General features: G+C 67.9%; 15 protein-coding genes and 1 other RNA gene. 9 read left to right on the forward strand and 7 right to left on the reverse strand.

The genetic code is table 11. From position 1 onward, the window contains the following. Nucleotides 1–60: 60 nt before the first annotated feature. Together LT974_RS03435 and LT974_RS03440 are read right to left on the reverse strand one after the other, a co-directional pair. A complete protein-coding gene (locus LT974_RS03435; protein ID WP_232589270.1) occupies nt 61–1,041 on the reverse strand; it encodes a PLP-dependent cysteine synthase family protein in 981 nt (326 codons plus the stop codon). Between the two features lie 27 nt (nt 1,042–1,068). Further along, nucleotides 1,069–1,374: a DUF5798 family protein gene (locus tag LT974_RS03440; RefSeq protein ID WP_232589271.1), complete on the reverse strand. Its 306-nt coding sequence runs from the start codon at nt 1,372–1,374 to the stop codon at nt 1,069–1,071. A gap of 227 nt (nt 1,375–1,601) precedes the next feature. Here LT974_RS03440 and ffs point away from each other — a divergent pair. Next, an RNA gene (ffs, locus tag LT974_RS03445) (signal recognition particle sRNA) lies at nt 1,602–1,914 on the forward strand. Nucleotides 1,915–2,140: 226 nt separating this feature from the next. Here the strand turns inward: ffs and LT974_RS03450 are convergent. Genes LT974_RS03450 through LT974_RS03460 form a run of 3 tightly spaced genes read right to left on the reverse strand, consistent with a single transcriptional unit; the run spans nt 2,141 to nt 3,585 of the window. Then, entirely contained in the window at nt 2,141–3,010 is an 870-nt protein-coding gene (locus tag LT974_RS03450) for a mechanosensitive ion channel family protein (protein WP_232589272.1), read from the reverse strand. After that, on the reverse strand, nt 3,010–3,252 hold the full coding sequence (locus LT974_RS03455) for a YhbY family RNA-binding protein (protein ID WP_230889946.1): 243 nt from the start codon (nt 3,250–3,252) through the stop codon (nt 3,010–3,012). The genes LT974_RS03450 and LT974_RS03455 overlap by 1 nt, the downstream gene beginning before the upstream one ends. A gap of 57 nt (nt 3,253–3,309) precedes the next feature. Continuing rightward, nucleotides 3,310–3,585, reverse strand: coding sequence for a ribonuclease P protein component 4 (locus tag LT974_RS03460; protein ID WP_232589273.1), 276 nt, complete (start codon nt 3,583–3,585; stop codon nt 3,310–3,312). A gap of 73 nt (nt 3,586–3,658) precedes the next feature. Here LT974_RS03460 and LT974_RS03465 point away from each other — a divergent pair, with 73 nt between their 5' ends. Both LT974_RS03465 and LT974_RS03470 read left to right on the forward strand, forming a co-directional pair. After that, nucleotides 3,659–4,747 (forward strand): glycosyltransferase family 4 protein, encoded by a 1,089-nt coding sequence (locus tag LT974_RS03465; RefSeq protein WP_232589274.1) that lies wholly within the window; start codon nt 3,659–3,661, stop codon nt 4,745–4,747. Between the two features lies 1 nt (nt 4,748). After that, nucleotides 4,749–5,861: a glycosyltransferase gene (locus LT974_RS03470; RefSeq protein ID WP_232589275.1), complete on the forward strand. Its 1,113-nt coding sequence runs from the start codon at nt 4,749–4,751 to the stop codon at nt 5,859–5,861. Here LT974_RS03470 and LT974_RS03475 read toward each other — a convergent pair. Further along, nucleotides 5,858–6,259: a hypothetical protein gene (locus LT974_RS03475; RefSeq protein ID WP_232589277.1), complete on the reverse strand. Its 402-nt coding sequence runs from the start codon at nt 6,257–6,259 to the stop codon at nt 5,858–5,860. The two genes, LT974_RS03470 and LT974_RS03475, sit on opposite strands and share 4 nt — an antisense overlap. 60 nt (nt 6,260–6,319) lie before the next feature. Then, nucleotides 6,320–7,075, reverse strand: coding sequence for a DUF2797 domain-containing protein (locus tag LT974_RS03480; RefSeq protein WP_232590213.1), 756 nt, complete (start codon nt 7,073–7,075; stop codon nt 6,320–6,322). A 120-nt stretch (nt 7,076–7,195) separates the two neighbouring features. On the opposite strand from LT974_RS03480, the gene LT974_RS03485 reads away from it, so the two are divergent. The 6 genes from LT974_RS03485 to LT974_RS03510 all read left to right on the forward strand — a co-directional run bounded on the left by LT974_RS03485 (nt 7,196) and on the right by LT974_RS03510 (nt 12,172). Continuing rightward, entirely contained in the window at nt 7,196–7,810 is a 615-nt protein-coding gene (locus tag LT974_RS03485; RefSeq protein WP_232589278.1) for a VOC family protein, read from the forward strand. 27 nt (nt 7,811–7,837) lie between these two features. Next, nucleotides 7,838–8,791: a VOC family protein gene (locus LT974_RS03490; protein ID WP_232589279.1), complete on the forward strand. Its 954-nt coding sequence runs from the start codon at nt 7,838–7,840 to the stop codon at nt 8,789–8,791. Next, a complete protein-coding gene (locus LT974_RS03495; RefSeq protein WP_232589280.1) occupies nt 8,784–9,437 on the forward strand; it encodes an alpha/beta hydrolase in 654 nt (217 codons plus the stop codon). Before LT974_RS03490 ends, LT974_RS03495 begins: the two co-directional genes overlap by 8 nt. A 200-nt stretch (nt 9,438–9,637) precedes the next feature. Further along, nucleotides 9,638–10,045 carry a DoxX family protein gene (locus tag LT974_RS03500; protein WP_232589281.1) on the forward strand — a complete coding sequence of 136 codons (408 nt, stop codon included), beginning with the start codon at nt 9,638–9,640 and terminating at the stop codon, nt 10,043–10,045. Between the two features lie 395 nt (nt 10,046–10,440). Then, a complete protein-coding gene (locus tag LT974_RS03505) occupies nt 10,441–11,826 on the forward strand; it encodes an ammonium transporter (RefSeq protein ID WP_232589282.1) in 1,386 nt (461 codons plus the stop codon). After that, on the forward strand, nt 11,819–12,172 hold the full coding sequence (locus tag LT974_RS03510; protein WP_269073539.1) for a P-II family nitrogen regulator: 354 nt from the start codon (nt 11,819–11,821) through the stop codon (nt 12,170–12,172). The genes LT974_RS03505 and LT974_RS03510 overlap by 8 nt, the downstream gene beginning before the upstream one ends. Nucleotides 12,173–12,250 lie beyond the last annotated feature (78 nt).

Consider the following 12,250-nt stretch of genomic DNA (forward strand, 5'->3'; position numbering starts at 1 on the left):
TAGGCTTCGTCGAGTGACGCGTTGTGCGAACGCTCCCGCACCGACAGTGGTCGGGTGGCGTCAGCCCTCCCACTCCTCGTAGCTGCCGTAGACGCCCTTCGAGAGGTAGCGTTCGCTGGAGTCCGGGAAGACGGTGACCACGCAGTCGTGTGGCAAGTCGAGGTCGCCGGCCGCCGCGCGCTCGGCGACGCCCAGCGCTGCGAGACCGTTCGCGGCGGAGCTGGACGCCACGAGATGGCCCTCCTCGCGGGCGAGCCGCTGCATCTCCGCGTGCGTGTCTTCGTCGGGAATCTGGACGACGTCGTCGACGAACTCGGGGTCGAACAGCTCGTTCGTAGAGGGGTCGTGGGTGCCGATACCCTCGGTCTTGTACTCGCTCTTCTCGACGTCGGTTCCCCGTGTGGTCGCGTACAGCGACCCCTTCGGTTCGACGGCCGTGACGTGGAGGTCGGGCACTCGCTCGCGGAGGAACCGTCCCGTGCCCATGAGCGTGCCCGCGGTGCCACAGCCCGCGACGAGCGCGCCGACCTCGCCGTCGAGCGCCTCGCCGATTTCGGGGCCCGTGGTCTCGTAGTGGGCTTGCGGGTTCAACGGGTTCGAGAACTGCTGGGGGACGACGGCGTCGTCCAGTTCCTCGGCGAGCTCGTGGGCACGCTCGATGGCGCCGCCCATCCCGTCCTCGGTGGGCGTGTTGATGACGTCGGCACCGAGCGCGCGCATCAACTGCTGTTTCTCGACGCTGAAGCGCTCGGGAACGACGAAGACGGCGTCGACGTCGAGCTGGCCGGCGGCGACCGCGAACCCGATGCCGGTGTTGCCGGCGGTCGGCTCGACGACGGTGCCGCCCTCGGGGAGCTCGCCCGAGTCGAGCATCGCTTCGAGCATGTACTTCCCGATGCGGTCTTTCACGCTCGCGCCGGGGTTGAACGACTCCAGTTTCGCGTACACCGGGACGTCGTCGGGCGACGCGTGAACGCGCACGAGCGGCGTCTCCCCGATAGTCTCTAGCACCGAGTCCAGCGGCCTCCGGTGGGTGGTCATCTGCGCGGTAATTCTTGCCTGGGTTCTTTAGTCGTTGCCATCCACACGCTCGCTGCCGGCGTCGCCGACACCAGCCTCCGCGGCGGCCTCGGACTCAGTACCGGCGTCGCCGACGACGCTCTCGACATCGACGCCCTCCTTCTCGGCGAGCGCTTCGACGAGCGCGCGCTGCTCGGCGAGCTCGGCTTCGAGGTCGGCGACGCGGCCGTGGGTGTCCTCGACGGTCTCGGTCAGGTCGTTGACCTGCTCGCGGAGCTGCTCGAAGCGCTCGTAGAGCTTGTCCGCCATCTCCGTCACTTTCTGGAGCTTCTTCGCGGTCGAACCGAATCCCATGGCCGGCAGTAGACGTTCGCCCGGGATGACCGTTTCCCTCGCGCTGGCGTCACTCGGGCCACGCCGCGGCAAGGTCCGCGAGGAAGTCGGCGTACGCCTCGTGGCGGTCGAATCGGCCGATCGCGATTCGCGGTCTTCCATTCGTCCGAAGCTGGTCGAGCGCTGCACGGCACCGAGCAATAGACGAATCGTCCCGAAAGGCCCTTAAGAGGGAGTCGACTACGAAGAAGTGGACTAGGCCGGGCGGTTTGGCCCCGCCCGCTACCCGCGAGACAGTCATCAGCGGGGGCCGAAATCCGGGGGAGTCCGGTCGACCCGTCCGGGCCCCGGAAGCCAACGTGGAAGCCTCGTCCTTCGGGGACGGCGGTCCGCGGCGCGCACCTGCAAGGGTGTCGCCGTCGCGGTTCGTCGGTGCCACTCCGTCAGGCACGGAAGTGAGCAGCGGAGCACCGAACGCTCGTCGCTCGGAGGGTCGCGGGGTGGAGAAGGCGACCGGGACTACCCGGGCAGGAACGCCGGGCCACCTCGGCCCGTCCATCATTCATACGTACCTTTTCCAGCCACGAGCCGCCGGCTCACGGCTGCAAAATCTACGCTAAAACACCGCTCAGCGACGGCTCCGTGCGTCATTTCGACAGTTCGTCGGCCAGCGCGCTACGCGCGCTTGAACTTCGTCTCGACGTCGAACCGCCCTCACGAGGCTGCTCGTGGATGGCGCGAACACGCAGAAACGGAAGGCTAGCTCGCGACGCCGGCGCGAGCCGCGCTATTCGAGATGTTCGGTCGCCGGCGACCCCGAAATCTCGACCTCGCCATCGAGCGTGCGAATCGGGTACGGGATGTCGATGCCCGCCTCGTCGAAGCGTTCCTTGACCGACTGGACGTACTCGCTGCGGGTCTTCACGAAGTCCGAGCGCGAGGGGTTGGTAATCCAGAACCGCGACTTGAGCCCGACGTAGGAGTCGCCGAGTTCGGTCAGCCGCACCGTCACGCCGGGGTCGTCGAGGATGCCGTCGTGGGCCTCGGCTTCCTCGACGATGATTTCGGTGGCCTCGTCGATGTCGTCGTCGTAGCCGATGCCGAACAGGAACTGCTGGCGGAGCTTGTCCTTCGCCACCGGGTTCTTGATGACGTCGTCCGTGAGATTCGAGTTCGGCACCGTGAGCAGTTCGTTGTCGAACGTGCGCACGCGGGTGACGCGGAGGCTGATGTCCTCGACGACGCCGGCGTTGCCGTCCCACTCGATCCAGTCGTCGACGCGGAACGGCTCGTCCGTGTAGATGAACACGCCCGCGACGAAGTTCTTGATGACGTCCTGCATCGCGAACCCGACGGCGAGCGTCGCCGCGGCGGCGATGGTCGCGAGGCTCGTCAGGAAGTTTCCGTAGCCCGCGAACCCGAACGCCACCGAGATGGCGACGAAGACGACGGCGAAGTTCACGAGCTTCTGGAGGGGTTTGCGGGCGTGTGCGTCGAGGTCGCGGCGGCGGAGCACGCGGTCGAACAGCGGGCGCACGACCACCTTCCCGACGAGGTAGATGGTGACGAACGCCGCGACGAAGTAGAGGAACTGCGTGACTGCACCCGCGTACTGCGGCACGAGTTCCCGGATGAACGGCAGCGGCTCCACTGGCATTACTGGTACACCGCCGTGTTCCCGCGCGTCTCCACGACGTCCGCGCCGGCGAGGTCCGCGAGCTGGTCGGCGAGCTCCTCGGTGGAGCCCTCGCCGCGCGCCGAACGCAGGAACTTCACTTTCACGACGTCCCGGTCGTCGAGTTGGTCCGAGAGTTCGTCCGCGACCGCGTCCACGCCCGCCTTCCCCACCCAGACCGTGACGTCGGCCTCGTGGGCTTGCTTCGCTAGGTCCTCGCTCATGTTCTATCGACAATTCAGGCCGCGAGGCTTTGAAGGTTGTTGCATCGGCCGCGCCGGCTACTCGTAGGGGTACCGCGCTTGGTGGCCGCAGTCGCAGGTGACGACGACGTGGCCGTCCTGCGTGCGGACGCGGGCGTTCCGGCCTGGAATCAGGTAGGCGTCGCAGGCGTCGCAGGTGAACCGCCGGAATTCTCGGGGGAGCGTGAGCCGGTTGCGTTCCGCGAGCCGGCGCGCGAGCCGGACGTACTCGCGGGCGCGGTCGTCGTCGCCCTCGCGGGCGGCCTCCCGCGCGAGGGCGTGCAGTCGCTCGATTCGCTCCGCCGCGATGGACATATCTACGGGCAGGCGTGGGTGACCGAAGACAGTTCCGGTAGGATTATCGGCTACGGCCGGCTTGCGTCGGACGATGCGGGCGCTGAACTACCTCGAATTCGAGGACCGGCTCCGGGGGGGCATCGTGACGGCGACGCGCCAGCAGCGCGAGGCCCTCGCGACGACGGACGTCGAGGTGGTGGAGACGCCGTGGCGTGCCGGTAACCCGGTGCAGTCGCTGGGCACACTGTTCGCTGGCGAGGGCTACTTCCAGGAGTACGACCTCGCGCACTGCAACCTCGTCGGGCCGGGCAGCGTCGCGGTCGCGCAGCACGCCAGGCAAAACGACATTCCGCTCGTGCTGCACGCGCACGTCACGAAGGAGGACTTCGCGGAGTCCTTCAGGGGGTCGTCGACGGTCGCCCCCGCGCTGGAGCCCTACCTGCGGTGGTTCTACTCGCAGGCAGACCTCGTGCTCTGCCCCAGCGAGTACACGAAAGGCGTCCTCGAATCCTACCCCGTGGACGCGCCAATCGTGCAGATTTCGAACGGCGTGGACGTCGAGAGCCTCGAAGGCTACGACGAGTTCCGTGAGGACACCCGAGAGCGCTTCGACCTCGACGGCATGGTCGTGTACGCCGTCGGCGAGGTGTTCGAGCGCAAGGGCCTCACGATGTTCTGCGAACTCGCGAAGGCTACGGAGTACGACTTCGCGTGGTTCGGCCCCTACGACGAGGGACCACAGGCCGGGAAAGCCACGCGAAAGTGGGTGAACAATCCGCCCGAGAACGTGACGTTCACGGGCTACATGGAGGACAAGCGCGCGGCGTTCGGCGCGGGCGACGTCTACCTCTTCCCCGCGAAAGTCGAGAACCAGGGCATCGCCGTCCTGGAGGCGATGGCCTGCGGGAAGCCGGTCGTCCTCCGGGACATCGACGTGTTCCGGGAGTTCTTCACGGACGGCGAGGACTGCCTGATGTGCTCGACGTTCGAGGAGTTCCGAGACGCCCTCCAGCGGCTCGCCGACGACCCCGAGCTCCGGGAGCGCCTCGGCGAGAACGCCCGGGAGACCGCCGAATCGCACAGCCTCGCTCGGGTCGGCGACGAACTCGAAGCCGCCTACCAGGGCCTCGTCGACGGCGTACCACCGGAAGAGGTCGCTGCCGGCGATGCGGAGGGGTAGCGTGAGCGAGGACCTGCCGACCGTCGCGGCGTTCACGGATTCGTACCTGCCGACGGTCAACGGCGTGACTTACACGGTTTCGACGTGGCACGACCGCTGGCAGTCCCGGGGCGGCGAGATGCCGGTCGTCTACCCGCGCGCGGACTACGACGCTGGCCCCGCCGAGCACAGCGTCCCGAGCCTCCCGTTCCCGTTCTACGAGGGCTACCGGATGGCGCTCCCGCGCACGCCGAGCGCCGTCGTGGACCTCGACGTCGACGTCGTGCACGCGCACACGCCGTTCGGCCTCGGGCTCGCCGGCCTGCGGTTCGCGCGCAAGCACGACCTCCCGTTTGTTGCGTCCTACCACACGCCGACCGCTGAGTACGCCAACTACGTCGTCCCCGACGTGGCGACCGGCGTCGTCCGGCGCGCGAGCGAGGGCTGGGAGCGGTGGTTCCTCGACCACGCCGACCTCGTGTTGACGCCGAGTGAGCGCACCCGCGACCACGTCTGGGACCTCGGCGTCGACGCGCCAGTCGAACCGCTCCCGAACGGCGTCGACATTCAGACGTTCCAGCCGGTCGACACCGACGACTTCCTCGCGCGCCACGACCTCCCCGAGGACGAGGCGCTGGTCGGCTACACCGGCCGCCACGGCTACGAGAAGCGGCTCTCGGACCTGCTCGCGGCCGCCGAAGGGCTGGACGCGACGGTCGTCTTCGGCGGCGACGGCCCCGCCCGCGACGACCTCGAAGCCGAAGCCCGGGAGCGCGACGCCGACGTGCGCTTCCTGGGGTTCCTCGACCGCGAGGAACTGCCGGCGTTCTACTCCGCGCTGGACGCGTTCGCGTTCCCGAGTCCCGTCGAGACGGAGGGACTCGTCGCGCTGGAAGCCAACGCCTGCGGGACGCCCGTCGCGGGGGTGAACGCCGGCGCGCTCGCCGAGACCGTCGACGACGGCGAAACCGGCTATCACTACGAGCCCGGCGACATCGACGGCTTCCGCGAGGCCATCGAGCGCACGCTCGACGAACGCGAACGCCTCACACAGAACTGTCTCGCGCGCCGCGAGGCGATTAGCGTCGAACGCGCAATCGACGACTTAGAAGAGCTGTACGGCGAACTGCGCTAGTCTTCGAGCGCGTTCGCGATGCGGTCGAGCTTGTTGTTCGTGCGCTCGAGCTCCTTGCGGAGCTGCTCGAGCTCGCGCTCCACCTTCTCGCTGGTGCCGCCCTCGGACTCCTCGCCGCGGCCGCCACCCATGCCGGGCGGGCCGCCACCGCCGCCGCCACCCATCATGCCGCCCATCATCTGCGCGAACGGGTTGCCGCCGCCACCGCCGCCACCCATGCCGGGCGGGCCGCCACCGCCGCCCATGGCTTCCTGCATGCGCTCGCGGGGGCCGCCTTCGCCGTCCTCGCCCTCGTCCCGTTCCTGCGCGCGTTCCTCTCGGATTTCCTCGACGCGCTCTCGGAAGGACTTCTCCTCCTCGTCTCCCTCGTTCTCGGCGTCGGGTTCGTCGTCTGCCATACCATCTGGTTCACTACCCGCACGGAAAAAAGTCGCTTTCCACGGTCGCGTTCGCCGCTTCTAGAACGCGCCGAGACTCGACTGGCGGTCCCGCTCGCTCGCACCCCCGGTGATATCGTAGCCCACGAGGTCGCGCATGTCCACGGCGTACGTCGTCCCGCCGCGCTCCAGCGCGAGCACGCGCCCCTTCGTGCCGAGCACGGTCCCCGTGGCCATCGTCTCCGCGACCGGGCGCGCGTCGAAGGCCAGCCCGTAGTCGAAGTCGAAGCGCTCGATGGGGTCGTACGCCGCGACGAGGGACTCCCACGCGGCGTCGTCCACGCGCTCGGCGAACCCCCGGATTTTGGTGGGGACGCGCACGCGGTCGGGAATTTCCTCGGCGATGCCGTACTCGATTTGCCGCGCACGCTTGCCGTCCTCGACGGTCCGAATGTGGGCCGCGCGGTCCGCACCCTGCTCGCGCAGCCGCGTGTCGAGGCGCCACGAGCGCGTCACGCCTACCTTGAACGTGTCCGGCGCGAACGCCGCGAGGTAGATTGCGTGCTCCTCGTGGCACGACTCGAGGGGCATCGCGCAGTTCCCGACGCAGCGCGCGCACGGCCACATCGACGTGTGGTCGTCGCAGTACGGTGCGTCCTCGTTCCCGCAGGCCTCGTGGACGTCCTCCTCGGTCGCGCCCGCGCAGTGGCGCTCGTCGAGCGCGTACGCCAGTGACTCGCCCGCCAGCAGCGGCACGCGCTCGACGCGCCCCTCGCTGGCGACGCGGAGTGCGGCCGGCCCCTCGCCGGGCGTCGTCTCGTACCCCACAATCTGCACGCTCGCGGGTACGCCGCTCCCGAATAAATCGGTGACGTTCCCCGGCCCGATGACGTGCGTGTCACCCGGTGGCGTCGACACCCGCGAGCGCTTATCCGACCGGGCGGCCTACGGGAGGGTATGGCAGACGAATCCATTCCCGTCTCCGCGGAAGCGCCCGACAGCCCGTTCCGGACCACGGGCACCGACCACATCACCATCTGGGGGAGCAACCCCGACGACACCATCGCGTTCTACCGCGACCTGCTCGGGATGCCGCTCGTGCTCCGCCAGCCGAACCTCGACGACCCCTCGCAGACGCACCTGTTCTTCGACACCGGCGACGGCCGCATCCTCACCGTCTTCGTCAGCGACGACCGCGCCTCGAACCGCGGCCGCATCCCCACGCAGACAGGCAGCGTCCACCACCTCTCCTTTTCAATTGCGGCGGAGGACTTCGAGGACGTCATGGAAGCCCTCGACGACGCCGGCCACGGCTACAACGTCTTCGACCGCGGCATCTTCTTCTCGCTGTACACGCAGGACAACAACGGCCTCATCGTCGAACTCTCCGCGGACAAGTACGACATCCCGGACGACCGCCGCGGCGAAGTGCTGGCGACCGCCCAGCGCCTCCGCGAGGAGGACGGCGCGGACTTCGCCGAGGACCGCCACATGAAGCAGGCCCTCGAAGAGCTCGGCCTCGACGCCGAACCCGCGGACCTGCCCGACGCCTCCACCGGCGTCGGCTACTGAACGTCTCACGTCTCGGTTCTCCCAATCGTGCTCACTGACACGCCCGGCATCCACCACGTCACCGGCCTCGTCGAGTCCGCCCAGCGCAACGTCGACTTCTACGTCGGCACGCTCGGCCTGCGGCTCGTCAAGCGCACGGTCAACCAGAACGACATGCTGCGCTACCACCTCTTCTACGGGAACGAGTCCGGCGACCCCGGAACCGTGTTGACGTGCTTCCCGTACCCCAACGAGGTGCCGGGTCGCGTCGGCAAGCCCCAGATTTCGGCGGTGGCGTTCGTCGTCCCAGAGGGTTCGCTGCCCTACTGGTGCGGCCGCCTCGCCGACCACGATGTGGACGCAATCGGGACCGACAGCCGGTTCGGTGACCGCGTGCTCCGCTTCACCGACCCGGACGGCACGAACGTCGAACTCGTCGAGGGAGAGGCACCCGTCGAGCCGTGGACCGGCGGCCCCGTCCCCGAGGAATACGCGATTCGGTGCGTGCACAGCGTCACCGCGCTCCCGACGAACCCCTACACGACCGGCGCGCTGCTGGAGACGCTGGGCTTCGAACTCGCGGGCGAGGAGCGCACGCGCGACGAGACGCGCATTCGATACGAGGCCGACGGCGAGTACGCGACCGTAATCGACCTGCTCGACCGCTCGACGAGCGAGTTCGGGCGCGAGGGCACGGGCTCGATTCAGCACGTCGCCGTGCGCGCCGAGAGCGTCGAGGAACTGTACGAGTGGCACGACTTCCTCCGCGAGCGCGACTACGACATCTCGCGCGTGCACGACCGGTACTTCTTCCACTCGCTGTACGTCCGCGAACCCGGCGGCATCCTGTTCGAACTCGCCACGGAGAAGCCCGGACTCGCGTTCGACGAGGACATCGACGAACTCGGAGAGTCGCTCGCGTTGCCCGACCAGTTCGTCGAGGACCGCGACCTCATCGAGCGCCAGCTCCCGCCGCTCTCGGTCCCGTATCTGGATGACTGACGGCGACCCGCACGCCGACCAGCCGGTCGTCACCGCGGGCGCACCTGCGTCCGTGGCGGACGCCGTGGTCGTCCTGCTGCACGGGCGCGGCGCGACCGCGCAGGGCGTCGTGAACCTCGCGGAGCCGCTGTACCGCCACGGCGTGACGTTCGTCGCGCCCGACGCCGCGCGCAGCCGGTGGTATCCGTACTCGTCGTTCGCGCCAGTCGAGCGAAACGAGCCGCACGTCTCCTCGGCGCTCGCGGCCGTCGACCGCGTGCTCGCCGACGTGCGCGATTGGGGCGTATCCGTCGAGGACGTGGTCCTGTTCGGGTTCTCGCAGGGCGCATTCCTCGCCAGCGAGTACGCCGCGCGCAACCCCCGCAGGTACGGCGGCGTCGCTGCGTTGAGCGGCGGTCTGCTCGGCGAGGAAGTCGACTCGGCCGCCTACGACGGCTCGCTCGGCGGCGCGCCGGTCTTCCTCGGTGTCGGCGACAGCGACCCGAACGTGCCCGTCGAGCGCGTCCACGAGACCGCGGCCATGTTCCGCGCGTTGGCCGGCGACGTCACCGAGCGCGTCTACGAGGGCGTCGGCCACGAGGTCACCGACGACGAGTTCGCGGTTGTCGGGCCGTGGATCGACGGTATCGTCGGCGACGAGGCCTGAGACGCCACTCTGAGCGCATCGTTACAGGCGGCCGACTAGTCGGCGACACGCGTGTCACCCGGTGGCCCGCGTATCGCCAAACGTACAAGTAGGTTCCGCGACGAACCAAGTAACGTTGTGAAAGCTACTATCCAGACGTCAGCCGACGCGGCTGCATCGCTCGACGACCACGCCGACTTCGACGCGGAGGTGTCGGCCTGATGGCGGCCGCCGACGTCCTCCTGCTGGTCGCGCGCGTGCTGTACGGCGGCGTCCTCGCGTTCATGGGCCTCAACCACTTCATGCAACTCGAAGGGATGACTGGCTACGCCCAGCACAAGGGCCTCCCGGCGCCGAAGTTCTCGGTGCTCGCGTCCGGTGCGGTGCTCGTACTCGGCGGCCTCTCGGTCGCCGCGGGCGTCCTGCCGGTCGTCGGTGCCGTCGCACTCGCCGGGTTCCTCCTGGTCTCCGCGCTCACCATGCACGACTTCTGGGCGGTCCCCGAAGACCAACAGCAGGACGAGATGACCGGCTTCCTGAAGAACGTCGCCCTCGCGGGCGGCGCGCTCGCCATCGCCGCGTACGCCACGACCGGGTGGGCGTACAGCGTCGGCATCACTCTCTTGTAACTCGGCACCCCCGAGTCGCCACGCGCGTTTCGCAGTCCGGGTTCGTCGTCCAGCCTCGTTCTCACTAGCTCGACGGATGGAATTATGTTCGCTTCGCGAGTATACGCCGCGCATACGAAAGTAACAACTCCTCATGTGATGAACGTCCAGTAATAAACTGTATTTATTGAGGAATCGGTTGGATTGTCCTTATATATTCAGTATAATTCTATCGTCATGCCATTCGATTAGGCGTTTATACGTTAACGTTTAGTGTAGGAGCGTGGTGTCCAGCGATGTGACGTATTTAATGCCCGAACGTGTAGCAATCTCGGAGATTAATAGTCGTATTATGCAAGAATTACACAGTTCACTGAACGCAGTTCCGGCTGCGGCAGGTGTGGAGGGGCGCGACGATGCTTGAGGGGGCACTCCTCGCGCAGGCGGACGCCGGCACCATCGTCGACGGCGTCAACACCGTCTGGACGCTCGTGGTCTGCTTCCTCATCTTCTTCATGCAGCCTGGCTTCGCGCTGCTGGAGGCGGGGCAGGTACGCGCGAAGAACGTCGCCAACGTCCTCATGAAGAACCTCATGGACTGGGGGATGGGCGTACTCGTGTTCTTCGTGCTCGGGCTCGGTGTCTTCGGGCTCGCGGGGGCTCTCACGACGCCCGGGGCGGAAGTGAGCGTCTCCGCGGCGTTCGCGTACGTCAACGACCCGAGCGCGTGGATCGGCTCGTACCTGTTCAGCGCCGTGTTCGCGATGACCGCGGCGACCATCGTCAGCGGGGCGGTCGCCGAGCGCATCAAATTCAAGGCGTACGTCTTCTACTCCATCGGCCTCACGGCGTTCATCTACCCGGTCGTCGCCGGGTTCGCGTGGGGCGGCAACGGCCTGCTGTCGAGCGCGGGCTACGTCGGTCAGGCCATCGGTGCCGGCTTCCTCGACTTCGCGGGCGCGACCGTCGTCCACATGCTCGGCGGCATCGCCGGCCTCGTCGGCGCGTACATGGTCGGCCCGCGCCGCGGTCGCTACGACTCCGACGGCAACAGTCAGCCGATTCCCGGTCACTCCATCACGCTGGCCGTGCTCGGGACGTTCATCCTCGCGTTCGGCTGGTACGGTTTCAACGTCGGCACGCAAGCGGCAGTGCTCAGCGTCACGGACGGCGCGCTCTCGTTCAACGGTGACGCGCTCGGTCGCGTCGCGCTGAACACCACCCTCGGCATGGGCGGCGGCGCAGTCGCCGCCGCGCTCGTGACCGGCTGGTCGGACGGCAAGCCCGACCCGCTGTTCACCGCGAGCGGCCTGCTCGCCGGCCTCGTCGCAGTCACGGGCGCCGTCCCCCACGTCACGTGGGTCGGCGGCCTCGTCCTCGGTATCATCGGCGGCGCACAGGCGCCCATCGTCTACCGCTGGGTCACGGATACGCTCAAAATCGACGACGTCGCGGCCGTCTTCCCCGTCCACGGGAGCGCGGGCGCAATCGGGACGCTGCTGATTCCGGTGTTCGCGGTCGACGGCTTCTCCGCCTCGCAGTTCCTGATGCAGGCGGTCGGCATCGGCGTCATCGTCGTCTGGACCGTCGTCACGACCGCAATCGTGTTCAAAATCGCGGACGTCGCCGTCGGGCTCCGCCCCGACGAGGACGACGAAGACATCGGGCTCGACCGCAGCGAGCACGGGTACACGGCGTACCCCGAGTTCGTCGACACCGCCGGCGACGGCGGCGTCACGGTCACCAGCGGGGACAGTGGAGCTATGGCAACCGACGGCAGTGGGGTGAACGAAGATGACTGAAAGCGACATCGAACTCGTCATGGCGGTTATCCGGCCGGACAAGCTCTCGGAAGCGAAGCAGGCGCTGGCGGAAGTCGGCGCGCCCAGTCTGACGGTCACGGACGTCAGCGGGCGCGGCAGCCAGCCCGCGATGACCGAGCAGTGGCGCGGCGAGGAGTACACGGTCGACCTCCACCAGAAGGTGAAAATCGAAATCGTCGTCGCGGACATCGACGCCGAGGACGTTGCCGAAGCGCTCAGCGAGGCCGCCCACACGGGCGAACCGGGCGACGGCAAAATCTTCATCCTCCCGGTCTCGGAGGCCTACCAGATTCGGACCGACGAGACGGGCGTCGACGCGGTCTGAGGTAACGCGGCTCGGTTCGATTTTTCGCGGACGACTCGCCAACAGGGACCACGTTAGGCAAATACTGCCACATCGAAC

The organism is Halobacterium noricense, assembly GCF_021233435.1.
GTDB classification, from domain to species: Archaea; Halobacteriota; Halobacteria; order Halobacteriales; family Halobacteriaceae; genus Halobacterium; species Halobacterium noricense.